Annotated in this window: 24 protein-coding genes; 8 read left to right on the plus strand and 16 right to left on the minus strand. The window is 64.5% G+C overall.

Annotation, left to right across the window (positions count from 1 at the left end; genetic code table 11):
• Window positions 1–5 precede the first annotated feature (5 nt).
• The 4 genes from JOE62_RS02460 to JOE62_RS02475 form a co-directional block, all read right to left on the minus strand.
• A complete protein-coding gene (locus JOE62_RS02460; RefSeq protein ID WP_204720045.1) occupies window positions 6–674 on the minus strand; it encodes a response regulator transcription factor in 669 nt (222 codons plus the stop codon).
• Window positions 671–2,155 carry a sensor histidine kinase gene (locus JOE62_RS02465; RefSeq protein WP_239543142.1) on the minus strand — a complete coding sequence of 495 codons (1,485 nt, stop codon included), beginning with the start codon at window positions 2,153–2,155 and terminating at the stop codon, window positions 671–673. Before JOE62_RS02465 ends, JOE62_RS02460 begins: the two co-directional genes overlap by 4 nt.
• A complete protein-coding gene (locus tag JOE62_RS02470) occupies window positions 2,112–2,537 on the minus strand; it encodes a hypothetical protein (protein ID WP_204720047.1) in 426 nt (141 codons plus the stop codon). Before JOE62_RS02470 ends, JOE62_RS02465 begins: the two co-directional genes overlap by 44 nt.
• A 71-nt stretch (window positions 2,538–2,608) precedes the next feature.
• Window positions 2,609–3,094 carry an Lrp/AsnC family transcriptional regulator gene (locus JOE62_RS02475; RefSeq protein WP_338085732.1) on the minus strand — a complete coding sequence of 162 codons (486 nt, stop codon included), beginning with the start codon at window positions 3,092–3,094 and terminating at the stop codon, window positions 2,609–2,611.
• A 128-nt stretch (window positions 3,095–3,222) separates the two neighbouring features.
• On the opposite strand from JOE62_RS02475, the gene kynU reads away from it, so the two are divergent.
• From kynU to JOE62_RS02490, 3 genes are all read left to right on the plus strand, one after another.
• The gene (gene kynU / locus JOE62_RS02480; RefSeq protein WP_204720049.1) at window positions 3,223–4,503 is read left to right on the plus strand and encodes a kynureninase; all 1,281 of its coding nucleotides are present in this window, start codon (window positions 3,223–3,225) and stop codon (window positions 4,501–4,503) included.
• Window positions 4,504–4,626: 123 nt separating this feature from the next.
• A complete protein-coding gene (locus tag JOE62_RS02485) occupies window positions 4,627–6,009 on the plus strand; it encodes an amino acid permease (RefSeq protein WP_204720050.1) in 1,383 nt (460 codons plus the stop codon).
• 105 nt (window positions 6,010–6,114) lie between these two features.
• Complete coding sequence (locus JOE62_RS02490; protein WP_204720052.1) at window positions 6,115–6,738, plus strand: thymidine kinase; 624 nt, start codon at window positions 6,115–6,117, stop codon at window positions 6,736–6,738.
• Window positions 6,739–6,747: 9 nt separating this feature from the next.
• Here the strand turns inward: JOE62_RS02490 and JOE62_RS02495 are convergent, their stop codons facing one another.
• Genes JOE62_RS02495 through xylA form a run of 3 tightly spaced genes read right to left on the minus strand, consistent with a single transcriptional unit; the run spans window position 6,748 to window position 9,998 of the window.
• A complete protein-coding gene (locus JOE62_RS02495; protein ID WP_204720054.1) occupies window positions 6,748–7,281 on the minus strand; it encodes a TetR/AcrR family transcriptional regulator in 534 nt (177 codons plus the stop codon).
• Window positions 7,282–7,314: 33 nt separating this feature from the next.
• Window positions 7,315–8,769 (minus strand): xylulokinase, encoded by a 1,455-nt coding sequence (xylB, locus tag JOE62_RS02500; protein WP_204720056.1) that lies wholly within the window; start codon window positions 8,767–8,769, stop codon window positions 7,315–7,317.
• A 41-nt stretch (window positions 8,770–8,810) separates the two neighbouring features.
• Entirely contained in the window at window positions 8,811–9,998 is a 1,188-nt protein-coding gene (gene xylA, locus JOE62_RS02505; protein ID WP_204720058.1) for a xylose isomerase, read from the minus strand.
• Window positions 9,999–10,127: 129 nt separating this feature from the next.
• Here xylA and JOE62_RS02510 point away from each other — a divergent pair, with 129 nt between their 5' ends.
• Window positions 10,128–11,363, plus strand: a complete 1,236-nt coding sequence (locus JOE62_RS02510; protein ID WP_204720060.1) for an ROK family transcriptional regulator — start codon at window positions 10,128–10,130, stop codon at window positions 11,361–11,363.
• Here JOE62_RS02510 and JOE62_RS02515 read toward each other — a convergent pair.
• On the minus strand, window positions 11,360–12,157 hold the full coding sequence (locus JOE62_RS02515; RefSeq protein ID WP_204720062.1) for a MerR family transcriptional regulator: 798 nt from the start codon (window positions 12,155–12,157) through the stop codon (window positions 11,360–11,362). The genes JOE62_RS02510 and JOE62_RS02515 overlap by 4 nt on opposite strands.
• A 264-nt stretch (window positions 12,158–12,421) precedes the next feature.
• Here JOE62_RS02515 and JOE62_RS02520 point away from each other — a divergent pair, with 264 nt between their 5' ends.
• Entirely contained in the window at window positions 12,422–13,711 is a 1,290-nt protein-coding gene (locus JOE62_RS02520) for an adenylosuccinate synthase (protein WP_038991981.1), read from the plus strand.
• A 112-nt stretch (window positions 13,712–13,823) separates the two neighbouring features.
• Here the strand turns inward: JOE62_RS02520 and JOE62_RS02525 are convergent, their stop codons facing one another.
• Window positions 13,824–15,338, minus strand: coding sequence for a sodium:solute symporter family protein (locus tag JOE62_RS02525; protein ID WP_204720064.1), 1,515 nt, complete (start codon window positions 15,336–15,338; stop codon window positions 13,824–13,826).
• 367 nt (window positions 15,339–15,705) lie between these two features.
• On the opposite strand from JOE62_RS02525, the gene JOE62_RS02530 reads away from it, so the two are divergent.
• From JOE62_RS02530 to JOE62_RS02540, 3 genes are all read left to right on the plus strand, one after another.
• Window positions 15,706–17,361, plus strand: a complete 1,656-nt coding sequence (locus JOE62_RS02530) for a thiamine pyrophosphate-dependent enzyme (protein ID WP_073707319.1) — start codon at window positions 15,706–15,708, stop codon at window positions 17,359–17,361.
• 274 nt (window positions 17,362–17,635) lie between these two features.
• Window positions 17,636–18,010, plus strand: coding sequence for a hypothetical protein (locus tag JOE62_RS02535; RefSeq protein ID WP_204720066.1), 375 nt, complete (start codon window positions 17,636–17,638; stop codon window positions 18,008–18,010).
• Window positions 18,011–18,152: 142 nt separating this feature from the next.
• Window positions 18,153–18,584 (plus strand): SRPBCC family protein, encoded by a 432-nt coding sequence (locus JOE62_RS02540; RefSeq protein WP_204720068.1) that lies wholly within the window; start codon window positions 18,153–18,155, stop codon window positions 18,582–18,584.
• A gap of 21 nt (window positions 18,585–18,605) precedes the next feature.
• Here the strand turns inward: JOE62_RS02540 and JOE62_RS02545 are convergent, their stop codons facing one another.
• From JOE62_RS02545 to JOE62_RS02575, 7 genes are all read right to left on the minus strand, one after another.
• Window positions 18,606–19,361, minus strand: coding sequence for a polysaccharide deacetylase family protein (locus JOE62_RS02545; RefSeq protein ID WP_204720070.1), 756 nt, complete (start codon window positions 19,359–19,361; stop codon window positions 18,606–18,608).
• 103 nt (window positions 19,362–19,464) lie between these two features.
• On the minus strand, window positions 19,465–20,769 hold the full coding sequence (locus JOE62_RS02550) for an MFS transporter (RefSeq protein WP_204720072.1): 1,305 nt from the start codon (window positions 20,767–20,769) through the stop codon (window positions 19,465–19,467).
• Window positions 20,770–20,897: 128 nt separating this feature from the next.
• Entirely contained in the window at window positions 20,898–21,176 is a 279-nt protein-coding gene (locus JOE62_RS02555) for an HPr family phosphocarrier protein (RefSeq protein ID WP_204720074.1), read from the minus strand.
• Window positions 21,177–21,228: 52 nt separating this feature from the next.
• Window positions 21,229–22,911 carry a phosphoenolpyruvate--protein phosphotransferase gene (gene ptsP / locus JOE62_RS02560; RefSeq protein ID WP_204720076.1) on the minus strand — a complete coding sequence of 561 codons (1,683 nt, stop codon included), beginning with the start codon at window positions 22,909–22,911 and terminating at the stop codon, window positions 21,229–21,231.
• Entirely contained in the window at window positions 22,908–24,950 is a 2,043-nt protein-coding gene (locus JOE62_RS02565; RefSeq protein ID WP_204720078.1) for a PTS fructose transporter subunit IIABC, read from the minus strand. The genes ptsP and JOE62_RS02565 overlap by 4 nt, the downstream gene beginning before the upstream one ends.
• Window positions 24,947–25,927 carry a 1-phosphofructokinase family hexose kinase gene (locus JOE62_RS02570; protein ID WP_204720080.1) on the minus strand — a complete coding sequence of 327 codons (981 nt, stop codon included), beginning with the start codon at window positions 25,925–25,927 and terminating at the stop codon, window positions 24,947–24,949. Before JOE62_RS02570 ends, JOE62_RS02565 begins: the two co-directional genes overlap by 4 nt.
• Window positions 25,924–26,700: a DeoR/GlpR family DNA-binding transcription regulator gene (locus tag JOE62_RS02575; RefSeq protein WP_204720082.1), complete on the minus strand. Its 777-nt coding sequence runs from the start codon at window positions 26,698–26,700 to the stop codon at window positions 25,924–25,926. The genes JOE62_RS02570 and JOE62_RS02575 overlap by 4 nt, the downstream gene beginning before the upstream one ends.
• Window positions 26,701–26,821 lie beyond the last annotated feature (121 nt).

The raw sequence follows: 26,821 nt of genomic DNA on the forward strand, positions 1-26,821 counted from the left end.
TTCGGCTACCGCTCCGAGGCGAGACGGTAGCCGAATCCACGGACCGTCTCAAAGCGTTCAGTGCCGAGCTTGTTGCGCAGGTAGCGGACATACACGTCCACCACGTTGGATCCGGGATCGAAGTCGTACCCCCAGACCCGGGACAGCAGCTGCTCTCGGCTGAGCACCTGGCCGGGGTTGCGCAAGAACGCTTCGGCCAGCGCGAACTCGCGCGCGGACAGGTCGACCTCGCGTTCATCGACCATCACGCGGCGGCGCAGCAAATCCATATGCAGGTTCTCGTGGGCCAGCGAGGACACCTCGGGGGCATTGTCCTCCGAGCGCAGGCGCAAGCGCACGCGGGCCAGCAGCTCGTCGAAGTGGAACGGCTTGGCCATGTAGTCATCGGCGCCGTTCTGCAGGCCGGCGACCGTGTCTTCTACGCTGCCGCGCGCGGTCAGGATGATTACCGGCGTATCGATCTGCGCGGCGCGCAGGCGGCGCAGCACCGAGAATCCGTCCTCATCGGGCAGGCCCAGATCGAGGATGATCAGCTCATGGTCGCCTTCAATGGCCTGGCTGAAACCGTCATGCCCGGTTTCCGCGATGGATGAGGTCAGTCCCGCGGCACGCAGCCCCTTGGCAACGAACGAACTGATGCGCGGCTCATCTTCAATAATCAGTATCTGGCTCATGCTTCCTTGCTTCCAGTCGACAACGGCATGTCTATGTAGAACGTGGATCCCTTGCCATGCTCCGAATTCACCCACACTCGTCCGCCGTGGGTTTCAGCGATGGCCTGCACGATGTTCAGCCCCAGGCCGGAACCGGAGGAACGCACAGAGTTCTGGCCACGTCCAAAGCGCTCGAAGATGCGTTCAAGATCTTCGGCCTGGATACCCACGCCCGCATCGGAAACCCACCAGCGCAAGGTGGTGTTGCCCTGGCCATCGCGGACAATCTCGTTGCCCAAGCCGATGCGGCTGCCCTCGGCCGAGAACTTCACCGCATTGGCGCACAGCTGCAGCATGGCCTGGGTGGTCCGGACCGGGTCGAGCGACACGGTGGCTTCGGTGCGGTAGTCGACGCGCCACTGGCGCGGTCCCAGGCCGCGGGCCTTGTCGAGGATGTCGTCCAGCAGCTTGCCGACTTCCGTCGGCTCAACCTGGAGGAAGTCCATGCGGTTGGATTTCGCCAGGGTCACCAGGTCGTTGATCAGCAAGGACATGCGCCCGAGCTCGTCGATGGCGATATCGCGGCTCTGCGCGACATCTTCTGGATCGCTGGGGTCCAACAGTTCGAGATGCCCGTTGATGATCGTCACCGGCGTGCGCAGTTCGTGCCCGACATCATCGAGCAGCTGGCGCTGCGAGCTCATCGCGCCTTCCAAGCGGTCCAGCATCTCGTTGACAGTGACGGTCAGTTCGGCGAACTCGTCATTTCCGGAAACCTCGATGCGCTGGGAGACATCGGTCTCGGAAATCTGCTGCGCTGTGGTTTGCAGGCGGCGAATCGGGTCGAGCATCCGTCCCACCACCAGCCAGGCGGCCAGCGCGGCGACGAGCATGACCGAGCCGCCGACGGCGGCGTAGATCATTAAGTTGCGGTCGTTGGCGATGGCCTCGGCCGAGTAGTCGTAGGCCAGCACGAAGGCGCCGTGTTCATGGTCGGCAGGAAGGCTGACCGGAACGACCACTGCGCGATAGGTAGTGATGTCCGTGTCTACAGTTCCCAGGCGGATATGGTTGGCATCCTGGACGGTCCTGGCCCATTCGAGGAACTCCGGATCATCTTCCAGCCGGGTGTTGACGATATCCGGTGCGGTCCAGCGCACCTCGTTGCCAACCAGTGCGAGCATGCCCTGCTTCGGGGACGGCAGGGTGCGCTGCATGGCGATGTACAGCAGGTCCTCTGCGTGCTTGAAGCGCTCCATGGTCCGCGGGTCGACACCGGTTTCGGTGAGGACCTTGAATTCCTTGACGGTGCGAGTCAACGACTCGTCGAGGCGTTGATTCAGTTCGTGGCGCTGCACGGCAAAGCTTGCGGTGCCCGCCACCAGCAGAGCCAGGCCCACGAGCAGCATCATGCCTGTCAGCACCCGGGCCCGGATGGACCACCGGCGTTCGGGTGGTCTAGTCATCGTCACCGTCGTCGTCGGCTTCTTCGTAGTCGTCATCGTCGTCATCGTCGTCGTCGTACTGGTTGCCGGATGGAGGCAATGGGACGACGGTCTTCTTCGGCGGGGGTGGCGGAGCAGGTTTCGGTTCCGGCTTGCGAGTAGCGCTCGGCTTGGGTTTCTCCGAAGGCTCCGGCTTTTTCGAGCTGCTCGGGCTGGACGACGGCTTCGGGGATTCGGCCGCTGAGGCGGAAGGCGAGGAGGATGGGCCGTTGGGGGTGCTGCTGGTCGGAGCAGGGGTGGCTTCTTCGAAGATGAACCCTTCACCGAGGTCTTGGTCCGCCGGGCCTTCCAAGGCTTGGCTGATTCCGAACGCGCCCAGGCATACGACTGCCACGACAGCGATCGTCGCAAAGACACGGCGCAAAGCTTCCTTTCCCATGTTTTTCATTGTGGCTGAAATAAATGAGATCCAGATGAGAGATGCCGTTAGATGACGAAGGCTTCCCGGTGCTAGGCCAAATGCTCGAAGATGATGACCGTCTGGGTGGAAGCGAACGCGCGGTTGGACCCCAAGTGCGTGGCCACGAATGTCCGCAAATCTTCGATGCTCCGGGTCGACACCCGCACTAGCAAATCCGGCGACCCGCCGAGTACGAAGACTTCCTTGACCTCGGCGAGCTCCTTGAGCTGATGCGCCGACGACAGCAGGCGGTCCCGGGCAGTGGAGGAGACCACGATGGAGATCATGGCGTTGACGGCAACGCCGAGCAGCCGCTCATTGATCGCAGCGTGGTAGCCGGTGATCACTCCGGCCTTGGCGAGGGCCTTGACCCGGCCTAGGCAGGTGGAGGGTGCCAGTCCGACCTTTGCGGCCAGGACATTGTTGGCGATCCGCGCATCCTGGCTCAGCTCAGCAAGGATGGACAAGTCCGTTTCGTCGACACGAACAGGATTCGGCAGGGCGTCGCCTTGAACCGTCCATAATGAACCTGGCACGGCTGATCAACTCGATTCTTCTAAAAACTTCAGTTCTACTCGCACAGTATCGAATCTGATTCTACGATGGATTCATCATGGAGAACTGGAAGTTTTCCATCCTTGATCGTGGCCGAACAGGAGATCCAATGACCAGCCCACTGACCCGCCAGTCGCTTGCACAGTTGGACGCGGCAGACCCGCTGGTGGCGTTCGGCGACCGCTTCAACCTCCCGGAAGGCGTCATCTACCTCGACGGCAATTCCCTGGGTGCGCTGCCCAAGGGAGCAGCCGAACGGGCCGCCCAGGTAGTCACCGAAGAATGGGGCCAGGGCCTGATCCGTTCCTGGAACACCGCCGGCTGGTTCGAGATGCCGCTGAAGCTCGGCGACAAGCTGGGGCGCCTGCTGGGCGCGAACCCCGGCGAAACCGCGATCACCGACACCACCACGCTGAACCTGTTCAAGGCCCTGGCCTCGGCACTGCGCACGCAGAAGGCCGATGCCCCGCAGCGCCGGGTGATTCTCACCGAACGCGATAACTTCCCAACCGACATCTATATCGCGCAGGGTCTGGCCGATCTGGTCAACTCGCTCTCGCAGGAAACCGGCGTCGCCTATGAAGTGAAGCTCATCGACTCCGAGGCGCAGCTGCGTGCCGCACTGGACGAAACCGTGGCTGTGGTGGCCCTGTCGCACGTGAACTACCGCACAGGATCCATGTGGGACATGGACCAAGTCACCGCGGCCATCCACGCCTCGGGTGCCCTGGTGGTCTGGGACTTGGCCCATGCCGCGGGGGCCGTGCCGATCGACCTGAATGCGGCAGATGCCGACTACGCCGTGGGCTGCACCTACAAATACCTCAATGGCGGCCCGGGCTCCCCGGCGTTCATCTGGGTCAATGCCCGCCACCATGAACGCTTCTGGCAGCCTCTCTCCGGCTGGTGGTCGCACAAGTCGCCCTTCGAGATGGCCGATAGCTACACCCCAGCCAACGACATCCGCCGCTTCATGTGCGGCACCCAGCCGGTCACCTCGCTGGCAATGATCGAAGTCGGCCTGGATATAGCCCTGGAAGCTGACATGGGCAAGGTGCGCGCCAACTCCTTGGAGCTGGTGGATCTGTTCATCGAGCTGGTGGAAACACGTTGCGCCGGTTACGGTTTGGAACTGGTGACTCCGCGCGAGCATGCGGCCCGCGGCAGCCATGTCAGCTTCCGCCATGAGCATGGATATGAAATCATCGCCGCACTCATCGACCAGGGTGTCATCGGAGACTACCGCGAACCGGAAGTGCTGCGCTTCGGCATCACCCCGCTGTACCTGGCGCGCACCGATATCTGGGATGCGGTAGAGAAACTGCGTGAAATTCTGCACACCAATGCGTGGCAGCGCGAAGAGTACGCCGTGCGTAATGCCGTGACATGACGCAAATTCCGCCGCTTTGGGACCATCGTGCCCCGAAGCCAGCGAATCCGCGCGAGAGTAACCTTGAGAACAGCACGGCATTTTCGATGCCGTGCTGTTCGCATAGGTCTAAAGGGAGCATCGTTGGGCAAGCAGCCGGTACGCGCCACTGAAGTCGGTTCGGGTTTGAAGAAGTCGCTGACTCCTGGGCAGATGTCTATGATCGCGCTGGGCAGTGCCATCGGTACCGGCCTTTTTGCCGGCAGCAAGCTCGCCATCGCCATGGCTGGCCCTTCGGTGATCATCAGCTACCTCATTGGCGGCGTCGTCGCCTTGCTGGTCATGGGCGCCTTGGCTGAAATGACCGTCAAGCAGCCGGTGGCAGGTTCCTTCGGCGTCTATGCCGAACGCTATCTGGGACGGTTTGCCGGATACCTGACCAAGTACCTGTACTGGTCGGCGCTGATTTTCGCCGTGGGCACCGAAGTCAGCGCGGTGGGCGAGTACATGCAATACTGGTTCCCTGAAATCCCCGGGCTGGTGTGGGTCCTGGTCTTCTCGGCCGCGCTTTTGGGGGTGAACTTCTGCAGCGTGAAGATCTTCGGAACCACCGAATACTGGTTCTCCGCGATCAAGGTCTTCGCGGTGATCGCGTTCATCATCATCGCCCTCTGGCTGGTCTTCCACGACTCCCGCGACCAGTTCGGGTTCCACAACTATTCGGCCGAGGGCGGCTTCTTCGCCAACGGCCCGTTCGGCATGTGGAGCGCTGTCATCGTAGCGATCTTCTCCTACATGGGCGTCGAGGCGATCTCCATTGCCGCCGCCGAGGCGAAGAACCCGAAGCTCGCGGTGCGCAAGGCCTTCAAGGTCTCCTTCCTGCGATTGCTGCTCTTCTATGTGTTCACCATGGCCCTGATCCTCGCGGTGGCCCCAACCAGCGAACTGCTGGCCGGGGGTTCGCCATTTGTCACTGTGATGTCGCAGATCGGCATCCCGTTCGCCGACTCGGTGCTGAACTTCGTGCTCATCATCGCAGCGCTCTCGGCGATGAACGCCCAGCTGTACGCGGCAACGCGGATGCTGCACTCGCTGGCCGATTCCGGCCACGCGCCGCGCCTGGCGCACCGGACCAACCGCGCGGGCGCACCGGTGCATGCGGTGTGGATGTCAGCAGGCGGCATCGCAGTGGCGGCCGGGGTGTATGCGATGGTGCCGGAAGGGGGCTTCGGCATCATGATGTCGCTGGCCACCTTCGGCGCATTGGCCACGTGGTTGATGATCCTGCTGACCCATGTGTCCTTCCGCCGCAGGGTGCGCCTGGAGAAGGCCGCCCTGGAATTCAAGCTGCCGGGCTACCCGGCCGCCTCGATGCTCGGCGCGGTGCTGCTGGCCAGCCTGCTGGTGACCTCGTTTTTCGTGCCGGAATTCAAGTACACGCTGATCTTCGGAGTGCCGTTCGTGATCGTGATGTCGGTGCTCTACAAGCTGGTCTTCGCCGGCAAGAAGCAGCCGGCGGCGAAGTAGCGGAGCTGGCTGCCGCGTGCTGTTCCAGGGGTGAACGGCTGCACGGGCACTAAGATCTTAAAGGGCGTGCCAGTTGGCAGGTGCCGAAACTATCGAGGAGCAATGGTGGCCAAGCTGTATTTCCGCTACGGAGCGATGAACTCGGGCAAATCCACGAGTTTGCTGCAGGCTGCCTTCAACTACGAGGAACGCGGCCAGCGCATCCTGCTGGCCAAGCCCGGGATCGACACCAAGGGCGAGAGCTCCATCGTTTCCCGGCTCGGAATCGAACGCGAGGTCGACTTCAGCGTGGGCCCCGAGGAAAACCTGCGCGAGAAGTTCGCGGCCCATTCCCTGGGTGATGACCCTGATGCCTTGCTGCCGCATGTGGATGCGCCGCCGGTGGCCTGCCTGCTGGTGGATGAAGCGCAGTTCCTCTCCCGAGCCCAGGTCGATGACCTGCTGCGCATTGCCGTGCTCGATGATGTCCCGGTGCTTGCCTACGGCATCCGCACTGATTTCCGTACCCGTGCCTTCCCTGGCTCGGCGCGCTTGATGGAACTGGCGCACTCCCTTGAAGAGCTGAAGACCATTTGCCGTTGCGGGCGCAAGGCCATGTTCAATACCCGCCGCTCGGGGCAGACGATTGTCTTTGATGGGGACCAGGTCGCGATCGACGGCGAAGAGGTCTGGTACGAGTCGCTGTGCGCCGCCTGCTATCTGGAAGCATCCGGCGGCAACCTGGGCTAGCTCGGCGAGCTAGCCGATGAGGCCGGCTACTGCCCGCTGCAGCCCCCAGTCGAAGCCGTCAGCCAGGGGTGCGTCGACATCGAGCTGGACGAGGTTCTGCCGGTAGGCCACCGAGCCGAGCACGTGGTTCAGGATCAGCTGCTGCCCATAGCGGGCGTTCTCGGCAGCCAGGCCCGCCGCTTCCAGCAGGGCGCGAAGCTGCAGCACCGGTTGCAGTTCGGTGGCCTGCATGGCGGTGGCGACCTCGATGACCTCGGGACTGTCCTGGATCGGCAGCAATGCGAGGTAGAGCTTGCGCCCCAGCTGGAGGATTGCCTCGGCAGGGGAAGCAAAGTCGGCGGCAGCCACCGACAACGCAGGGGTGTTCAGCAGCTGGGCGGCAACCTGCGCCAGCAGCTCCTGCTTATTCTTCACATGCCAGTACAGGGCGCCGACCTGGACATCGAGTTCCTTGGCCAACCGGCGCATGGACAAGTCAGCCAGCCCGAACTGCTGCAGGATGCCAACCGCGGTGTCCACGACCGTTAACTGAGTCAATGCCATGGTGACAAGTCTAGTCGCACCGCCGGTGCGCGCTCAGGTGCCAAGCGCCGTGCGGGCAAGGAAATCGTTGCGGAACTGGCTGGAGGCCAGTGCGCGGTAGCGTTCGAGAATTTGCGGGGCAGGTTCCATCGCCGGGAGCTCGGCAGTGTCCTGGGCCCAGTCGGGGAATTCCCCGGCCAGCACGCCGGCCGCCTGGCGCGCCGCGCCATCGGCCACGTATTCGCCCAGGGCAGGCAGCAGGATGGTCAGGCCGAGGATCTGGGCGGCGATCTGCTGGACCGCGCGGGATTGCGCGCCGCCGCCGGCAAGGATGATGCGCTGGGCCTGCACTCCCTGCGCTTCAAGTGCGCGCAGCCCGTCGGCCAGGGAGCAGACCACGGCTTCCACCGCGCTGCGGGCCAGGTTTGCGGGAGTGTAGTTGGCCCGGGTGATGCCATGCAGCGAGCCGGTGGCCTCTGGCAGGTTCGGGGTGCGCTCGCCGTCGAAGTAGGGCAGCAGCACCAGGCCATCGCAGCCCGGGGCGGCGGACAGCGCCAGGTCATTGAATTCCTCGAGGCAGACCTGCAGCAGGCCGGCGGTGGCATCGAAGATGCGGGTGGCGTTCAAGGTGCATACCAATGGCAGGTAGTTGCCGGTTGCGTCGGCGAAGCCTGCCACCAGGCCGGAGGCATCGGCCGCGGGTGAATCGGCGACCGCGAAAACGGTGCCGGAAGTGCCCAAAGAAATGACCACGTCGCCCACCTGGGCGCCGACGCCCAGGCCGGCCGCGGCGTTGTCGCCGGCGCCCGGTCCGATGAGCGCCCCGGAGGCGGTGCGGCCGATGGATTCCAGCGGGCCCGCCACCTGCGGCAGCAGCGGGACATGGCCCAGGTGCTGCTCGAGCGCTTCGAGGTCATAGGAATTGTCGGCGGCGCGGTAGTAGCCGGTGCCCGAGGCATCCGAGCGGTCGGTGCGCAGTGCGGCCAGGCCGGCCGCCCCGGAGCCCGGGCCGTAGCCGGCCAGGCGCCAGGACAGCCAGTCGTGCGGCAGGCAGATGGCCGCGACCTTGGCCGCGTTCGCAGGTTCATGATCCTTCAGCCAGCGCAGCTTGGCCAGCGTGATCGAGGGGACCGGGACGGTGCCGGTGCGCTGTGCCCAGTACTGGGCGCCCGCGGCGGCATCGCCCTGGCCTGCCTCGGTGATGATCTGGCTGGCCGCCTGCGCGCTGCGCGTGTCGTTCCACAGCAGCGCCGGGCGGATCACCGCGCCGTCGGCGTCGAGCACCACCATGCCATGCTGCTGCCCGCCCACCGAGACGGCGTCCACGTCATCCAGGCCTCCTGCCTGGGCGATCGCTTCCTGCAATGCGCTGAACCAGGCTTCCGGATCCACTTCGGTGCCCTCGGGGTGCGCGGCCCGGCCGGAGCGGACCAGCCTGCCGGTGGCGGCGTCGCGGATCACCACCTTGCAGGACTGGGTGGAGGAATCGATGCCGGCTACGAGCGTCATGGTTCTTCGGCTGCTTTCTGCTGTGGGCGGGTGTGAGCGGTCTAGCGGGCGCCCAGCAGGTGCTCGATGGCCAGCTGGTTCAGGCGGATGAACGCGAAGTTGCGCTGCGCTGCGGCGTTGGCGTCGAATCCGTCGAAACTTGCCGCATCGGCCATCAACTGCTGCGCACTCTCGCCGGCGCCCAGGGTGCTTTCGCCCAGCTCGAACACGCCCGAGAACTTCATGGCCTCCTGCACCTCGGGATCCGCGCGGAAGGCGGCGGCGCGTTCCTTGAGCATCAGGTACATAGACATGTTGGCCTTGGCCGAGTCCCACACACCGTCGTAGCCGTCGGTGCGCGATGGCTTGTAGTCGAAGTGGCGCGGGCCATCGTACGTAGGCCCGCCGTTCGGGAAGCCGTTTTCCAGCAGGTCCACGGTGAAGAAGGCGCTGGCCAGGTCGCCGTGGCCGAAGACCAGGTCCTGGTCGTACTTGATGCCGCGCTGGCCGTTGAGGTCGATATGGAACAGCTTGCCGGCCCATAGCGCCTGGGCGATGCCGTGGGTGAAGTTCAGGCCGACCATCTGCTCATGTCCGGTTTCCGGGTTCAGCCCGACAATGTCGCCATGTTCCAGTTGCCCGATGAAGGCCAGGCCGTGGCCCACGGTGGGCAGGAAGATGTCGCCGCGCGGCTCATTCGGCTTTGGCTCCAGCGCGATGCGCAGGTTGTAGCCTTTTTCCTTGATGTAGCCGGCAGCGGTGTCCACGCCTTCGCGCATGCGGTCCAGCGCCGCTGCCAGATCCTTGGAGCCGTCGTACTCGGAGCCTTCGCGGCCGCCCCACATGACGAAGGTCTCGGCGCCCATTTCGGCCGCCAGATCGATGTTGTGCAGCACCTTGGCCAGCGCGAAGCGGCGGATCGAGCGGTCGTTGGAGGTGAAGCCGCCGTCCTTGAACACCGGGTTGCTGAACAGGTTGGTGGTCACCATCGGGACCTTCAACCCGGTTTCCTCCAGCGCCGTGCGGAAGCCTGCCAGGATCTGTTCACGTTCCGCCTCGGTGGCGTCGAAGGGAACCAGGTCGTTGTCGTGGAAGGTGATGCCGTAGGCGCCGAGTTCGGCCAGCTTGTGCACAGCTTCCACCGGGTCCAGGTTCTCGCGGGTGGCGACGCCGAAGGGGTCGGCGCCGGCCCATCCCACGGTCCACAATCCAAAAGTGAAGCGGTCGGCGGCGGTTGGCTGAAGGGTCATGGGATGCATCCTTGGATCGGGGTGGGTGGCTTCCACCATTTAGTTTATGTCCTGAACTATATGGGTGGCCATGCGCTAGAGTCAATAGCGAACAACATCAGTCCGGTCGCCAATTTCCTAGGAGCAGGCATGCGCACGACAACAGCCAAAACCCAGCCTGCGCCGTCCACGGCGCCGGGCAGCGTGGGGGATGTCCGCAAGGCGAACCTGGCCAGGGTGCTTGCGGTGATTGCAGGTGCAGCCAGCGGCCAGCGCCTGTCCCGCGCCGATATCGCGGCCCGCAGCAAGCTCACCAAGGCCTCGGTATCCAGCCTGGTTGCGGATCTGCTGGAAACCGGCCTGGTCATCGAAATCGGGGTGCACCGCGACGGTGAACGCGGCAGGCCCTCGGTGGGGCTGGTGCTGAACCCGGCACGCTGCGTGATCGGCATGGAAATCAATGTCGACTACATCTCCGCCGGGTTGGTCGACCTGTCCGGGAAAATGCTGGATCACCGGATCGTCGCCCGCGCCAACGGCACAGCCACCACCGAGCGGGTCATGGCTGACCTCGGCGAGCTGAGTGCCGAGATGCAGCAGGCAGCCACGGCCCAGGGACTTGAAATCCTGGGCGGGGCGCTCGCCGTGCCGGGCCTGGTGGACGAGGAAAAATTCATGGTGCTCCAGGCCCCGAACCTGGGCTGGGCGGATCAGGTGCTGGATGCCGCGAAGCTGCTGGCCGAGCCGAAGACCCGCGTCCGTCTGTTCAATGAGGCCAATGCCTCCGCGCTGGCGCAGCTGCAGCTGATGGAACCGGGCCAGCGGGACTTCCTGTTCGTTTCCGGCGAAGTGGGCATCGGCGGCGGCGTGGTCATCGACGCGCAACTCTTCACCGGCCCGCAGGGCCACGCGGGCGAACTGGGCCACGTGGTGATCCAGCCGGGAGGCAATCCCTGCAGCTGCGGCGGACAGGGCTGCCTGGAAACCGTGGCCGGCCAGGAAGCAATCCTGGCGGCCGCCGAATCGGCCGATTCCACGCACGGCCTCTCGCGCCAGCAGCGCATCGGCAATTTCTACCGGGCCCTGGAGGCGGGAGAAGAAAAAGCGCTGCGCGCGGTGGCCGAAGCCGGAACCGCGGTGGGCATCGCCCTGGCCTCCACGCTGCGCCTGTTCGATATCTCCACCGTGGTGTTCGGCGGGCATTTCGCCGCCCTTGAACGGTGGCTGCTGCCGGCGGTCCATGAGGCATTGCAGGCCCACGCGCCGGGCATCGCCAGCGAAGCCAAGCTGGCGTGCTCGCCGCTGGGGCAGGCCGGCGCGTTGGCCGGCGCGGCGCGAAGCGTGGTCGGGGACCTGCTCGAAGCCCCACATCAGCTGGTGGCCTAGGGGGCGCTGACCGGCTGCTGCAGCTCGGTCACCCAATCGGCCTGGTCTTCCGACGCGGCCCGCAGATACACTTCGCGGCACGGCCCGGAGGGCACCAGCCCGCGGACCAGCACCTCGTCATGCACCGCCTGCCAGCTTTCGTGGATGCTGTCCATGGCCCCCAGATGCATTCCGCAGATGGCCTCGGGAACCGCGGGCAGCTCGATGATTTCGGCGCCGTCGACGGTGTCAGTCGTGCTGGCATACCCGGCAATGACCTCCATTCCGGACTCGCTGCCGGTGTACTGCGCAATTGGCGTCGCCAGGCTCTGCCCAGACAGCGCCTGGGCGACGCGGTCGAACACTCCACCGATCAGCCCGGCGATCTGGGGCTGCTCGGCCACAGTGAAGCGGCCGGCGGCCAAGCGCACCGCAGGCAGCGGCTTATGGATGATTTCAATGCGTGACATGAATTTCTCCTTCGAGATCAAGCGCAGGCGCCGTTGCACATCCTGAAGCCGCTGCGTGGCGAGCCGGTGTTCGGCCTCGACCTGCGCAGCACGGTGCCGCAGGTGCCCAGCAATCTCTTCCGCGGTGGCTCCCCGATCAAGGATCGAGGAAACCTCCTCCAGACCGAAGCCCAGTTCGCGCAGCGCAACGATCTGGTGCAAGCGCTGCAGCTGGGAGGGGTCGTAGGAACGGTAGCCGCTGAACGGGTCCACGTGGGCGGGTTTGAGCACCCCGGCGGCATCCCAGTGCCGCAGCATGCGGTGGGTCACCTGGCCGATTTGCGCAAACGCGCCGATGGATAACATGCTTCAGTTCTCCGCCCTTACACAGTGTCAGGGTCAAGTTTGCTTGAAAAAGCCGCGGATATCCATGAATCGCACCGGCTCGGTGACGCACAGCTCGAGATTCGCTAATCGTTTCGGTAAACTTTGGTCGTAAGAGCCCCTAACTCTTGCAACGGACCTCCGGGTTTCAGTGAGCAGGACAGGGGCATATTTTTTGCCCGGCACCGTGCCGGGACGGCGCTAAGCACGCCGCAACCGCTGCTTATAAGCAAGGGGGAGGATCCCATGCCAGCAATCGTGATCGTCGGAGCCCAATGGGGCGATGAAGGCAAAGGAAAGGCTACCGACCTGCTCGGTGGCAAGGTCGACTACGTAGTTAAGCCGAACGGCGGCAACAACGCCGGGCACACCGTGGTCGTGGGCGGCGAGAAGTACGAGCTTAAGCTCCTTCCAGCCGGCATCCTTTCGCCGAACGCCACTCCGATTATCGGCAATGGCTGCGTGGTGAACCTTGAAGCGCTCTTCGAAGAGATCGATGGCCTGGAGTCCCGCGGAGCCGATACCTCCAAGCTGCGCGTTTCGGCCAACGCCCACCTGGTGGCCCCGTACCACCAGACCATGGACAAGGTCACCGAACGATTCCTGGGCAAGCGGGCCATCGGCACCACCGGCCGCGGCATCGGCCCGGCCTACATGGACAAGGTCGGACGCCTGGGCATCCGCGTGCAGGACGTCTTCGACGAATCGATCCTGCGCCAGAAGGTCGAAGGCGCGCTGCGCCAGAAGAACGAGCTGCTGGTCAAGATCTACAACCGCCGCAGCGTCGAGGTCGAGGAAATCGTCTCGTACTTCCTGTCCTACGCCGAGCGCCTGCGCCCGCTGGTCATCGATTCCACCTACGAGCTGAACAAGGCGCTGGACGAGGACAAGGTCGTGCTGATGGAAGGCGGCCAGGCCACCTTCCTGGACGTGGACCACGGCACCTACCCGTTCGTGACCTCCTCGAACCCGACCGCCGGCGGCGCTTCGGTGGGTTCGGGCATCGGCCCGACCCGCATCACCCGTTCGATCGGCATCATCAAGGCCTACACCACCCGCGTGGGTGCCGGTCCGTTCCCCACCGAGCTGTTCGACGACATGGGCATCTACCTGCAGAAGACCGGCGGCGAGTACGGCGTGAACACCGGCCGCCCGCGCCGCTGCGGCTGGTACGACGCGGTGCTGGCCCGCCACGCTTCGCGCGTGAACGGCTTCACCGACTACTTCGTGACCAAGCTCGATGTGCTCACCAACATCGAGCAGATCCCGGTCTGCGTGGCCTACGACGTGGATGGCGTGCGCCACGACGAGATGCCGATGACCCAGACCGAGTTCCACCATGCGAAGCCGATCTTCGAGTACTTCCCTGGCTGGACCGAGGACATCTCCGGGGCCAAGACCCTGGAAGACCTGCCGGAAAACGCCCGCAACTACATCCTGGCCCTGGAGAAGATCAGCGGCACCCGGATCTCCGCAATCGGCGTGGGTCCTGACCGCGACCAGACCATCGTGCGCCACGATCTGATCAACGACTAGTTCCGACAGTTACGAGGAAACCCCCAGTAGGAGCATCCTGCTGGGGGTTTCCTCATACCTGTCATAAGCGGAGTACCGGTGCCCAGAGGAGAGCCTTCCGCCAGCGGAGCGGCTACGGTTCGACGTTGACGCCTTCTTCCTTGGATTTGCCCGAGACCCGCAAGTTCCACTGGGTGAGCACCTTGGAATCGGTGGCCTTGGTGACAGCGGAGACCACGGCAAAGGTCGCCGCGGAGGCGATCAGGCCGTAGTAGATCGGTTCGTTGGCGTAGACGCCATCGAACTTGTTCTCAGCTTGGATCTCCAAGATGATCATGGTGCCCAGCGTGACCACGGTGCCCACGGCCATGGACGCAGTTGCGCCCGCGCCGTTGCCGCGCTTCCACAGCAGGCCGCCGATGATGGCCACCAGCAGGCCGCCGACCAGGATGTCGTAGGCGATGGTCAGCGCGGCGACCACGTCGTCGACGAGGATCGCCAGGGTCACCGTGACGATGCCGAGCACCAGCACCCAAATGCGGTTCGCACGCACGTCGTGCTCCGGGTTCACATCGGTGTTCACCTGGATATTCTTTCCGAACCAGCTGGCGACGAATGGGGTCACGTCGGTGCGGGCCACGGTAGCCGCTGCAATCAGCGCGCCCGATGCGGTGGACATCATCGCGGCCACGGCGGCGGCCATGACCAATCCGCCTACAGCTACCGGCAGCAGCTGGGTGGCGACCTCGGCGTAGACCACGTCCTTGTTCTCTGCCGCCCCGGCGATATCCGGCAGGGCGACCTTGGCCGCCATACCGATGAGCGCGCCGGCGATGCCGTAGATGATGCAGTAGATCCCGGCGGTGGTGCCGCCCCAGCGGGCGACCTTCGGGGTCTTCGCGGTGAACACGCGCTGCCAGATGTCCTGGCCGATCAGCAGGCCCAGGGTGTAGACCACGAAGTAGGTGATGATGGACTGCACGCCGATGCCCGTGATGTCGAAGAATTCTGCCCCGATGCGTTCGCGGATGCCGTCCAGGCCGCCGGCGGCATGCATGGAGAACGGCAGCATCAGCGCGAAGATGCCGATGGTCTTGATGATGAACTGCACCTGGTCGGCCAGGGTAATGGACCACATGCCGCCGATGGTCGAGTAGACGACCACAATGGCGCCGCCGATGGCGATGGCCAGCCATTTCTCCCAGCCGAAGAGCACCACGAAGATGGTGGCGTAGGCGCTGGTGGAGGTGGCGCAGAGCATCAGCGTGTAGGCCAGCATGACGATACCTGAGGTGTTGGTAGCTGTCTGGCTTCCGTAGCGCAGGGAGAGCATTTGCGAAACGGTAAAGACCTTGAGCCTCTGCAGTGTCGGGGCGAACGCGAGCGACAGCAGGATCACGCCGGCGCCGATGGCGACCACGAGCCACATGCCTGAAATGCCCCATTTGTAGCCCAGGCCAACGCCGCCCACGGTGGAGGCGCCCCCAAGCACCACTGCGGCCATGGTTCCGGTATAAAGGAAGGGACCGAGGCGGCGGCCGGCCACCAGGTAGTCGCTGCTGTTCTTGGTGCGGGACTTGCCCCACCAGCCAAAGGCCAACATTGCGGCCAGGTAGGCGGCGACAATTGCGCCGTTGATGAATTCCATGGAGAACCTCGATGTCCGGGCGCATGCAGCACTTACCGTAAGTAAACTTTTGTTGCACCATAGGCTACTCGCGCTTAAGTCGCCGATCAATGAAATTGGCAATTATTGCCTGCCACACGGCTCACGCCGGCTGTAATGTGATGAATCAAACTGTTCCATCCAGTGAAACTTTCTAGACATTTTGCGTCGAAATATGCTTCACGTACGGCATCCTGTCACATATGCGTAGCATTCGATCGGCAATGTGTGCAGTCGCAGCTTGTCTAGTACTGTTTCAGGTTGACGCAGCGTTGCATCGTTGGCCAGCAGGGCCGTTTCCCCGCCGTTGCGTCAGATGATTTCTCGAAACCAGAAAGACGCCTAGAAGATGAGTGAAAAAGGTCAGGGCCTGACGAAGAAGTCGGCCGGACACGTCATTGTCGACACGCTTGCCGCGCACGGCGTGGAACGAGCCTACGTAGTACCGGGTGAAAGCTACCTGGATGTCCTGGACGGGCTGCATAACTCGCCAATCGAAACCGTGGTCTGCCGCCACGAAGGCGGAGCCACCTACATGGCCGAAGCCGAAGGCAAGATGCACCAGCGTCCCGGCGTTGCCATGGTGACCCGCGGACCCGGAGCCGCCAATGCCCACGTCGGCCTGCATACCGCATGGCAGGACTCGACCCCGCTGGTGCTGTTCGTCGGATTGATCCCGTTCGAGCACCGTGAAAAGGAAGCCTTCCAGGAATTCGATCCGAAGGCATGGTTCGGCACCGGCGCCAAGCGCGTCATGATCCTGGACCACGCCGATCGCGCCAGCGAAGTCGTCGCCGAGGCAATGTTCGCCGCGATGTCCGGACGCCCGGGCCCGGTGGTCGTCGGCCTGCCGGAAGACATCATCCGCAACGAAATTTCTGCCGAAATCCACCCGGAAATCCCGGTGGCCACCGGCGGCATGACCGTAACCGACTGGAAGGCGCTGAACTCCGCCCTGCAGGAAGCAGACAAGCCGCTGTTCATCTTCGGCGGCAACGACTGGTCCCACGAGGGCGCCGCGGACTTCACCCGCTGGCTCGAGGAGCACGACCTGCCGGCCGCTGCCGAATGGCGTTGCGAGGGCACTGTGCCTTTCAGCTCGCCATCCTATGTCGGACCGATCGGCTACGGCCGCCCCAAGCCGACCTATGATCTGCTGGAGGAAACTGACCTGCTGATCTTCGTCGGCACGGTTCCAGGCGATGTCATCACCGACGGCTTCAACGTCCGCCAGAACTGGGACAAGAAGAACTTCCTCGTCACTATCGACCCGTCGCTGCGCGGGCGTTCCGGCCCGGTATCGCACCAGATTGTCGCCAAGCCTGATGTCTTTGTCCGCGACCTGCTGCTGATGGATCTGCCGGTCAAGGAATCCTGGAAGGAATGGACCTCGCGGATGCGTGGCGAGCAGGAGAAGTTCGCCGAGCTTCCACCGGCACAGCCATCCGAAGGCCAGGCAAAGATGGCCACCATGATGGCCAATCTTGTCGAATCCCTTCCGGAAGATGCGATGGTGACCTTCGGTGCCGGCGAGCACACCAACTGGGCCCACCGCTACTTCCCGACCAACGGTTACGCTTCCATGCTCTCGGCACGCAACGGTTCCATGGGCTACTCGATCCCTTCGGCGGTCGCCGCATCGCTGAATTACCCGGGCCGCCGCGTGGTGAGCATCGCCGGTGACGGCGAGTTCTTGATGAACGGCCAGGAGCTGGCAACTGCCGCCCAGTACGGCGCCACCCCGCTGGTGATCATCATGGACAACCAGCAGTACGGAACCATCCGCACCCACCAGGAACGCCAGTACCCGGAACGTGTCTCCGGAACCCAGCTGCTGAATCCCGACTTCGCGTTGATGGCGCAGTCCTTCGGCGGCTTCGGCGTCCGCGTCGAGGATGATGCAGATGTTCCGGCGGCACTGGCAAGTGCGCTGCGGGCTATTGACGAGAATAAGCAGTTCGCGTTGATCCACTTGGTGGTGGAGCAGGGCGTCAAGGCCTACTAGGCGCTTGCTCTCTTCAGCAAACGGTCCGGTCTGCGATGCGCAATTCCAGCGGGTATCGTTTTGGACGATGCCCGCTGGACGCTTTTAACCAGGAAGCCGAGGCAGGCCCGAACCTGGTACTGTCCAGCGGCCCGTTTCAGGCCACCGCCGTAGCGCGTAGAAGATCACAACCGCGCGGGATGCTCTGTCTTGGCACGCGCCCGCTGAGGAAATAAGATGAATTGCTACCGAATCCCGTGAGCACTAGAACCCCGACCACGAGGTGGATAATCTGATGGCACAGATGAGCGAAGAGCTCATTGAGCAGTGGGCCGACGCGACTGCTGAAATCTACAATGAGTCTCTGACTGGCATTAACCTGACCCGTCTGCCCGAGGCAGTGGCTCAGTACGTCGAACTCTTCGCGCAGAGCGAGAACCTGACGTTCAACGGGGATGCCACCCCCACCGATTACTTCGACAATCACCCATTCCTCGCAGTGACCGCAGTGCTCAACAGCGCTGAGGCGATGGAGGCGCTGGATTCCGACGCGCAGGACGCATTGGACGCCATGGCCGACTTCACCGAGGCCTGGTACAACTTCGACCTCGAGAACGAGCCCGAACTGGGCATCTCCGAGGCAGATGACGACGGCGACGAAGACTGGTAAGTCTTCCCCCGGCTAAGGCCGGCACCCAGCAGCACCATGCTCGCTGGGTGCCGGCCTTTGCCGTTGGATAGCGGGAAATGGATCGCATGACAACAGCCATGGAACTATTCCATTTGGCCGCCGAGGGTGGCACTATTCGCATATGAGCCAGTTCAGCGTCTTCGAGAGCACCGTGGTCATCCACCTGCCGGTGCACCGTGTCTGGGAGCTGCTTACCGATTGGGCAGCAACACCCCTGTGGATCCATGGCATCGGTTCCATGCATTCTGACGACCCGGAACTCAAGGTCGGCACCAACCTCGTGTACCGCGTTGCCGGTCATGAACGCGTGTATCGCGTCCATGACCTTATCGAGAACCGCCTGCTGATCCTGCATACCTCGGAAAATCCCGATGGGCTCTCCTACCGCTACGACCTGAAGGATGACGCGGGGCACACCGAGGTAGTGCTGCAGGTGGCGATCATCAATCCGGACCTGACAGTGGAGCAGTGCGAGGAGCTGGCGGCGAATATCCGTGAAAGCGAAGGCGACCAGCTGGACCAGCTGCGGCTCTACGCAGAGCAGGCTCCCTGAGCGGCAGCCGTTGGCGGGTAGCTATTTGGCAGAGCCGGGAGCCGGCGCCGAGGCGTAGGACTTCGAGTTCTCCAGCTGGCCATTGAAGAGCTGGTCCACGGTGACCGGGGTGTAGCCAGCGGCCTTCAATTTCTTCACCAGATCCGGCACGGCCTTGACCGAGCTCTCATGGATGTCATGCATCAGGATGATCGATCCCGGCTGGACTTCGTCCATGGCGATGTGCACGGTCTTCTTCGGATCATGGTGCTTCCAATCCAGGGTGTCCACATCCCATAGCACCAACGGGTAGGGGACCAGTCGATCATAAACGGCGCCGTGGCTCCCATAGGGAGGACGGAAGACTGTCGGCTTCTTCCCGGCAGCCTTTTCCACCGCATCGCTGGTCCACCCCCACTCATGCTCGATCTGCTCGCGGGTCAGCGACGTGAGATTCGCATGGTCCCAGGTGTGGCTGCCCAGCTGGTGGCCTTCGGCAGCCATGCGCTTGACTGTCTCGGGGAACTTGGCGATGTTCTTCCCGACGAGGAAGAAGGTCGCTGGCGCATCCGCCGCCTCCAGCTCGTCGAGTAGCCGTCCGGTGTATTGGCCGGGCCCGTCATCGAAGGTCAGCGCCACGCAGCGGGCCACGGTGCAGTCCACCTGCTCGCTGGTGGCAGAGGCGGTCGGTTGCGCATCGGGCGCAGGTGCAGATACCGGGGAACATGAAACCAGGCAGGCCAGTGACAGCGGCAGCAGCAGGGACCGGCGCGCCACGCCGGGCAAACGGAAAATCATCCTTCCACCATCTCGCCATCCCGCAGCGGTGCCCGGGACCTATACGCCCAAAGCCGCTGGGAATTTGATCCGTGCTCGCCTAACGCCAGCTGGCCGGAGCCTCTCAGCCGCGCTCGGCGTCCAGCGCGGCCGGGACAGGGTCCGAGAGTGGATGCGCGATCTCGTCGTGGGCAAATTTCCCTGCCCACCAGGCGATGATTCCGAACAATGGCGAGGCGAGGCCGGCGATGATAAAAATCGCCTGCAGGCTGAGCACCTGGGTCAAGGGCCCGGCGGCCGCCATGGACAGTGGCATCAGCGCCAGCGAGACGAAGAAATCCAGGCTGGAGATCCGTCCGAGCAGATGGCCCGGCACCCGGCGTTGGAGCAGGGTGCCCCAGATGACCATGCCCACAGCATCGGTGATGCCGAAGGCCAGCAGGATCGCGAACAGCATCCAGGCTTCATCGACATAGCCCACCAAAGCCAGGGGCAGGGTGCCCAGGCACCAGCAGGCGGTCATCAGGCTCAGGTAGCGCCGCGGGAATTTCGCGGAGGCGACCAGCAGCGAGCCGATTGCCGAACCGAGGCCGAAGAAGGCCAGGGCGAAGCTGAATAGCTGTGCATCCCCGTGCAGGTTGCCGCTGACGATGAACGGGAGCAGCACCTCGAAGGGGCCGATGAAGGTGAACACGGAAATGACCGAGAACAGCAGCGTCCACAGCAGCCAGCGGGTGCGCACCGTGTAGCCGATGCTCTCGCGCAGCTGGCGCAGCATCCCGGGCTGCCCCTGGCCTTCAACTGGCCCCGGTGCGTTGTATGCCTGGTGGTTGGGGATCCGGCGCAGCATCAGCAGCGCCGCCAGGTGGACCACCGCGATGCCGACGATGGCATGCGCCGGCGACAGCGCGGCCACCATGAAGCCTGCGGCCATCGGTCCCAGGGCGGTGTGCACCACCGGACGGGCGGTTCCCTCCAGCCCGTTGGCGGCCAGCAGCTGCTCGGCGGGCAGCATCTTGGGCAGCAGCGCGGAGTAGGCAGGGTAGAAGAAGGCCGAACCTGCCCCGGTGCAGAAGCCGGCGAGGATCAGGTGCCACAGCTGCAGGACCCCGGTCATGGAGAGCAGCGCGGTGACGCCCATGACCGCCAGTGACAGCGCCTCGACCAGCATCACGATCCGCCGGCAGGAATGGCGGTCCGCCATGATCCCGCCGAGCAGCACGAAGCAGAGCAGACCGGCGGCGCTGGCGGTGGCCACCGCTGACAGCTCCACCGGTCCGCCGCCCAAGCGGCGCACCTGGTAGACCATTGCCACGGCCCACATGCCGGCGGCAAAGGTGGAGAAGACGAGTGCGCTGGCCAGCAGGGCGTAGTCGCGGTAGGCGAACGGCTTGATGAGGCGCAGCGCAGAGGTTTTGAGCGCGCTCATGAAAGCTCCTGCGGTAGTGCGTAGGAACTATCATCCATCCAGTGATTGAGTTCTGTCAATCAGTGGGGAGGATTTAAAGAAGCCGGGGACCATGCGGCGGCGCATGATCCCCGGGAAACCACTGGAAACTACTCAGCGTCGTGGTCGGTTTCCAGGATGGCCGCCAGGCGCTCCAAGACGGCCTCGGCGCCTTCGCCCTCGGCACGCAGCACGACGGTGGAACCGTATTCCGCGCCCAGGCCCATCAGCGAGAGGATGCTGGACGCGTCCAGCGCCTCGTCGGCGGGTTCGCCCTCGTGGGCGATGGTGACCTCAACGGGCGCTTCGGCCGCGGCCTCGGCGAAGATGGCTGCCGGGCGGGCATGCAGTCCGACCCGGCTGCCGATGATTGCTGTACGTTCTGCCATGATGGCTCCTTCGGGTTTTCGTGAATGGTTGATTGCGGTAAATTCCGGGGGCCTAGAGGCCAAAGCGGTCCAGCTCGCCCAATTGCGCGCGCACGGCACTGCGTGCCGCCTCTGCGGACTCGGCGTCCAGGGCCAGCTGGGCCAGACGCTGGGCGGTGGCCAGATCCACGGTGCGCAGCACCGCGGCGACCGGTGCCAGGGCCCGCTTGTTCATGGACAGGGTGCTCACGCCCAGCCCCACCAGCACCACGGCCAGGGCCGGGTCGGCGGCGGCCTCGCCGCACACGCCAACCGGCTTGCCACCAGCTGCCTTGGCACCGGCGGCGGTGGCGGCCACCATGTGCAGCACGGCCGGCTGCCAGGGGTCGTTGAGCTCGGCCAGGGCACCGAGCTGGCGGTCCGCCGCCATGGTGTACTGGGTCAGGTCATTGGTGCCGATGGAGACGAAGTCGCAGCGCTGCAGGATCTGGCCAGCCAGGACGGCGGCTGAAGGCACTTCGATCATGGTTCCGGCGGTAGCCAGGCCAGCAGCCTTGGCCATCTCGGCGAAATCCTGTGCCTCGGCCGGGGTGGAGATCATCGGGGCCATGACCCAGACATCCGCCTCGTGCTCCCTGGTTGCCTGGGCGATGGCCTTGAGTTGGCGCTCCAGCACACCCGGGCTGGTCAGGTCGGTGCGGTAGCCGCGAACACCCAGTGCCGGGTTCGGCTCGCTGGAGTCGGTCAAGAATGGCAACGGCTTATCCGCGCCGGCATCCAGGGTGCGAACAACAACCTTCTTGCCCGGGAACGCGGCAAAAACAGCGCCGTACGCAGCAACCTGCTCGTCATGGGTCGGCTCTTTATCCTTGCCCAGGAAGCAGAACTCGGTGCGCAGCAGGCCAACGCCCTCGGCGCCGGCTTCAGCTGCCAGCTGGGCGTCCTCGCCGCTGCCCACATTGGAGAGCAGCGGAACGCGGTAGCCATCGGCCAGCTCGCCGGTGCCGGAGAAGTCCGGCAGGACCTCGCGGTTGGCGTAGGTGGAGGCCAGGTGCTCTTCGGCTTCGGTGGGGTCGGTGATGACCTGTCCGTCGATGCCGTCGACAAAGACGTAGTCCCCGTCGGCCAGCTCGGTGGTTTCCGGAGCGGCAACAATGGCTGGCAGCCCCAGCGAGCGGGCGATGATCGCGGTGTGCGACTGCGGTCCGCCATCGGAGGTGACCAGGGCCCGCACCTTGGCCGGGTCTAGGGTTGCGGTGTCCGCTGGCGCCAGATCCACGGCGGCCAGGATGAATGGCTCATCCGAATCCGGGATGCCCGGGGCAGGGACCCCGCGCAGTTCGGCCACGATGCGGGCGCGCACGTCCAGCACGTCGCCGGCGCGTTCCGCCATGTAGCCGCCCAGCGCGGTGAGCTGGGTGGCGACCGCGTCAGCGGCCTCCCAGATCGCCGATTCGGCGCAGGTGCCGCCGGCTACCAGCTTGGTGGCGGACTTGATCAGCGAACGGTCGCTGGCCATCAATGCGGTGGCCTTCAGCACGGCCTGCGCATCTCCGGTGGCCAGCGCTGCGCGCTCCTTGAGCCCGGCGGCCACGGCCTTGGAAGCCTCGGTCAGACGCTGGGTTTCTTCCTCCGGGCTCACGCCCGCCGGCAGCGGCGCGCCATCTGCTGGTGGCAGGATTGGTTCAGGCATGCGGCGGACGTGTCCAATGACGCGTCCAGCGCTCACGCCTACTCCGGTGAACTTCTTGCTCATGCTGCGACCTTTGCCGGTTCAGCGGCTCCCACAGGAGCCTTGCGTACGTACTTCTTCAAAACGATGACCAACACTGCTGAGATAACCGTACCAATCAAGGTGGCCAGCAGGAACAGCGGCCAGGTGTTGTTCATGGCGAAGAAGACGAAGATGCCGCCGTGCGGGGCCTGGCTGATCACGTGGAAGCTCATGATCAGCGAACCGGTGACGCCGGCACCGACCATGGAAGCCGGGATCACGCGCAGCGGGTCGGCTGCGGCGAATGGAATGGCGCCTTCGGAGATGAATGCGGCACCCAGCAGCCAGGCGGCCTTGCCGTTTTCGCGTTCGGCTTCGGTGAACAGCTTGGAAGCGACGGTGGTGGCTAGGGCCAGAGCCAGTGGCGGAACCATGCCGGCGGCCATGACGGCAGCCATGATCATCATCGGGGCTGGGTTATCTGCCAGCGAGGCGGTGCCCAGGCCGGCCACTGCGAAGGAGTAGGCCACCTTGTTGATCGGACCGCCGAGGTCGGCAGCCATCATCAGGCCAAGGATCAGGCCGAGCACTGCTGCGGCGGCACCGGACATGCCCGAGAGCCAGCTGTTCAGCGCTTCGGTGAGCTTGGCAATCGGGCCGCCAAGGAAGAGGAACATCAGACCCGAGGCGATGATCGAGCCCAGCAGCGGGGTGATGACTACCGGCATCAACCCGCGCATCCAGCGCGGGACATTCCAGGAGCCGATCCAGCGGCAGGCCAGGCCGGCGATCAGACCGCCGACGATGCCGCCGATGAAGCCGGCGCCCATGAAGCCTGCCACCGCACCGGCGGTGAAGCCTGGGGCGATGCCCGGGCGGTCTGCGTAGGCGTAGGCGATGTAGCCTGCCAATGCCGGGATCAGGAAGCTCATGGAGAGGTTACCGATCTTGAACGCCACCGCGCCGATGTAGGCCATGAAGCCGGCATTCGGCAGGTTGAACAGGCTGTTCTCGGTCAGGTACTTGTCAGCCACATCGGTGATGTCGTAGCCGCCGAAGAGGAAGCCCAGTGCGATGAGCAGACCACCACCGGCCACAAACGGAATCATGTAGGAGACGCCGGTGAGCAGCGCGCGCTTCAGCCCTGCGCCGAAGGATTCGTTGTCCTTGTTCTCTTCGGTGCTTGCCGCGGCGCCTGCAGGAACGCGGCGTGCCTGCGGATCCTCGGAGGCAGCGATGGCGTCGTTTATCAGCTTTTCCGGCTCATCGATGCCGCGCTTAACCGGAACCTGGATGACCGGCTTGCCGGCGAAGCGGCCGCGGTCGCGCACGTCCACGTCCACCGCGAAGATCACGGCGTCGGCAGCCTCAATGACTGCTGGATCCAGCGGGGTGGAGCCCGAGGAGCCCTGGGTTTCCACCGCGAACTCCACGCCCATTTCCTCGGCCGTCTGGGCCAGTGAGTCGGCGGCCATGTAGGTGTGGGCGATGCCGGTAGGGCATGCGGTCACCGCAACGATCGACTTCTTCTTAGGTCCCGCGGTGGCTGCTGGAGCTTCGGTGGCTGCCGGAGCGGTGGCCGCGGCCGGGGCAGCTGCTGCGGGTGCGGCTGCCGGGGTGTCGGCCGGCTTGTCGTCAACTACCTCGCGTACCAGTTCCACGATCTCCGCTTCGCTCTGCGCTTCGCGCAGCGAGCCGGTGAAGGACTTCTTGACCAGCGCGCGAGCGAGCTTGGAGAGCAGCTTCAGGTGCGCCTGGTCGGCGCCATCCGGGGCGGCGATGAAGAAGACCAGGTCGGCTTCGCCGTCCTTGGCGCCGAAGTCGACCTTCGGGTTCAGGCGGGCCATGGCCAGCGTCGGTTCGGTGACCGCTGCCGAACGGCAGTGCGGGATGGCGATGCCGCCGGGCACCCCGGTCGCGGTCTTGGCTTCGCGGGCCTTGCCGTCGGCAGCCAAGGCACCGGCATCGGTGGCACGGCCCTGTTCAGCAACCAGCGAGGCCAGCTTTTCGATGACTTCACTCGTGCTGTTGCCCAGATCGGCATCGAGCAGCACGAGCTCTGCGGTGATTAGTTCACTCATGACTCGGTTCCTTGCTTTGGAGTAAGTTCGTGGACGGTGACGGCGTCAACGGTGAGATCGGATTGGGTCGGGATGGTGGAGCCTGGCAGCTGCGTGGCGGCAGCCCCGTAGGCGACGGCGTTTTTCAGCCGTTCAGGGGCGCTGGCCCCTGCAACATCTGCCAGCAGGTAGCCGGCCAGCGACGAGTCGCCGGCCCCCACCGTGCTGCGCGGGGTGATCGGGGTGTGCGATCCGTGCCAGACGCCATCCTCGGTGACCAGCAGGGCGCCATTGGCGCCCAAGGTGGCCAAGACTGCGCCGATGCCCTTGGCCAAAAGCTTTTGCGAGCATTCGGTGGCCAGCTCTACCGAGCCTTCCAGCGCTTCCTCGTCGCAGCCGCCGACCAGTTCAGCTAGTTCTTCGGCGTTGGGCTTGATCAGATCCGGGATGTGCTGCGCGCTGTGGGCGAAGAGCTCGATCAGCGGAGCGCCAGAGGTGTCCACCGCGATCTTCGGGCACTTCTCGCCCAGCTCGGCACGAAGCCGAGCGGTTAGCTGCGCGTAGAAGTCGGCGGGGACCCCCGGCGGCAGCGACCCGGCCAGCACCAGCCAGTTGGCTTCGGCGGCCGCGCCGGCGACCAGTGCGCTGAGCTCGGCCAGCTGGCCGGCATCAAGGCTCGGGCCTGGCTCGTTGATCTTGGTGGTGGTGCCATCAGGATCGGTCAGCGTGATGTTGGTGCGCAGCGGCTCGGTGATCGACAGGGTGCGGTGGGCCAGCTTGTCGCTGGACAGAGCGGTGATCAGCGGATCGGTGCTGTCCCCGGGCAGTACGGCCAGGGTCGGGACGCCGGCCGCGGCGATGGCGCGGGAGACATTCACGCCCTTGCCGGCGGCCTGCACGTGGCTGGCGGTGGCGCGCTGTACAGCGCCGTGGGAGAGCGGTTCGCCCAGTTCAATGGTCTTATCCAGAGCCGGGTTGACGGTCAGGGTCACAATCATGCGATCACCACTTCTACATCTGCGGCTTCCAAGGCGGCGGCGAGTTCTTCGCCGGGCTGCTGATCGGTGACCAGCGTGTCAACGGAATCCAGGCGGGCGAAGCAGACCAGGGTTTCCTGGTCGAACTTGGAGCTGTCGGCCAGCAGGACCACGCGTCGTGCGCTGGTGACCAGTGCGCGCTTCACGGCCGCTTCCAGCGGATCGGGGGTGCTCAAACCGAAGCCTGCGTGCAGGCCGTTGGTGCCAATGAAGGCGATGTCCGCGCGGTGCCGCGAGTATTCCTCGACGGTCTGCGCTCCAGAGGTCGCGCCGGTCAGCCCGCGCACGCGTCCGCCGATGAGCTCCAGGATGCCTGACTGGCTCTGCACCAGAACCGAAGCGATAGGCAGGGCGTGGGTGATGACGACCAAACCGGCGTTGGCGTTGGTGTGCAGCATGCGTTCTGCGAGGAATTCGGTGGTGGTGCCAGCATCGATGATGACCGAGGCATCCGAGACCGGCAGCAGGCTCAGGGCGCGCTGGGCGATGCGGGATTTCGCGTCGGCGTGGATTGCGGTGCGCACCAGGTGGCTTTCTTCGCGGGTGCTGGCCTCGGTGGTGGTGACCGCTCCGCCATGGACTCGGCGCAAGAAATTCTCTGATTCGAGTTGGGCGAGGTCGCGGCGGACCGTTTCCCGGGTGATTTCAAAGCGTTCGGCGAGTTGCGCGACGGAAACTTTTCCGTCCGATTCGAGCTGCTCGACGATCAGCCGGTGTCGTTCTTCGGCGAACATTTCCTGCCTCCGGGATTCCTCATGACCTGCACCACATGAATCTGTGTTTTCATGACTTTATGCCCGAATGCGTGGGAACGTCAAGTGAAATGTGAGGGAAACTTAACGAACCGGACATTTG

Source organism: Glutamicibacter nicotianae (assembly GCF_016907615.1).
In the GTDB taxonomy this organism is placed as follows: domain Bacteria; phylum Actinomycetota; class Actinomycetes; order Actinomycetales; family Micrococcaceae; genus Glutamicibacter; species Glutamicibacter nicotianae.

What these genes read in the sequence shown, in the direction of transcription:
- JOE62_RS02465 (WP_239543142.1), bottom strand. Translation starts at nt 2,155, where the DNA reads ATGACGACTACGAAGAAGCCGACGACGACGGTGACGATGACTAGACCA.
- JOE62_RS02575 (WP_204720082.1), bottom strand. Translation starts at nt 26,700, where the DNA reads ATGTTCGCCGAAGAACGACACCGGCTGATCGTCGAGCAGCTCGAATCG.
- xylB (WP_204720056.1), bottom strand. Translation starts at nt 8,769, where the DNA reads ATGACGCTCGTAGCCGGCATCGATTCCTCCACCCAGTCCTGCAAGGTG.
- JOE62_RS02535 (WP_204720066.1), top strand. Translation starts at nt 17,636, where the DNA reads ATGGCACAGATGAGCGAAGAGCTCATTGAGCAGTGGGCCGACGCGACT.
- JOE62_RS02565 (WP_204720078.1), bottom strand. Translation starts at nt 24,950, where the DNA reads ATGAGTGAACTAATCACCGCAGAGCTCGTGCTGCTCGATGCCGATCTG.
- kynU (WP_204720049.1), top strand. Translation starts at nt 3,223, where the DNA reads ATGACCAGCCCACTGACCCGCCAGTCGCTTGCACAGTTGGACGCGGCA.
- xylA (WP_204720058.1), bottom strand. Translation starts at nt 9,998, where the DNA reads ATGACCCTTCAGCCAACCGCCGCCGACCGCTTCACTTTTGGATTGTGG.
- JOE62_RS02510 (WP_204720060.1), top strand. Translation starts at nt 10,128, where the DNA reads ATGCGCACGACAACAGCCAAAACCCAGCCTGCGCCGTCCACGGCGCCG.
- JOE62_RS02550 (WP_204720072.1), bottom strand. Translation starts at nt 20,769, where the DNA reads ATGAGCGCGCTCAAAACCTCTGCGCTGCGCCTCATCAAGCCGTTCGCC.
- JOE62_RS02460 (WP_204720045.1), bottom strand. Translation starts at nt 674, where the DNA reads ATGAGCCAGATACTGATTATTGAAGATGAGCCGCGCATCAGTTCGTTC.
- JOE62_RS02570 (WP_204720080.1), bottom strand. Translation starts at nt 25,927, where the DNA reads ATGATTGTGACCCTGACCGTCAACCCGGCTCTGGATAAGACCATTGAA.
- JOE62_RS02515 (WP_204720062.1), bottom strand. Translation starts at nt 12,157, where the DNA reads ATGTTATCCATCGGCGCGTTTGCGCAAATCGGCCAGGTGACCCACCGC.
- JOE62_RS02530 (WP_073707319.1), top strand. Translation starts at nt 15,706, where the DNA reads ATGAGTGAAAAAGGTCAGGGCCTGACGAAGAAGTCGGCCGGACACGTC.
- JOE62_RS02540 (WP_204720068.1), top strand. Translation starts at nt 18,153, where the DNA reads ATGAGCCAGTTCAGCGTCTTCGAGAGCACCGTGGTCATCCACCTGCCG.
- ptsP (WP_204720076.1), bottom strand. Translation starts at nt 22,911, where the DNA reads ATGAGCAAGAAGTTCACCGGAGTAGGCGTGAGCGCTGGACGCGTCATT.
- JOE62_RS02520 (WP_038991981.1), top strand. Translation starts at nt 12,422, where the DNA reads ATGCCAGCAATCGTGATCGTCGGAGCCCAATGGGGCGATGAAGGCAAA.
- JOE62_RS02545 (WP_204720070.1), bottom strand. Translation starts at nt 19,361, where the DNA reads ATGATTTTCCGTTTGCCCGGCGTGGCGCGCCGGTCCCTGCTGCTGCCG.
- JOE62_RS02495 (WP_204720054.1), bottom strand. Translation starts at nt 7,281, where the DNA reads ATGGCATTGACTCAGTTAACGGTCGTGGACACCGCGGTTGGCATCCTG.
- JOE62_RS02470 (WP_204720047.1), bottom strand. Translation starts at nt 2,537, where the DNA reads ATGGGAAAGGAAGCTTTGCGCCGTGTCTTTGCGACGATCGCTGTCGTG.
- JOE62_RS02525 (WP_204720064.1), bottom strand. Translation starts at nt 15,338, where the DNA reads ATGGAATTCATCAACGGCGCAATTGTCGCCGCCTACCTGGCCGCAATG.
- JOE62_RS02555 (WP_204720074.1), bottom strand. Translation starts at nt 21,176, where the DNA reads ATGGCAGAACGTACAGCAATCATCGGCAGCCGGGTCGGACTGCATGCC.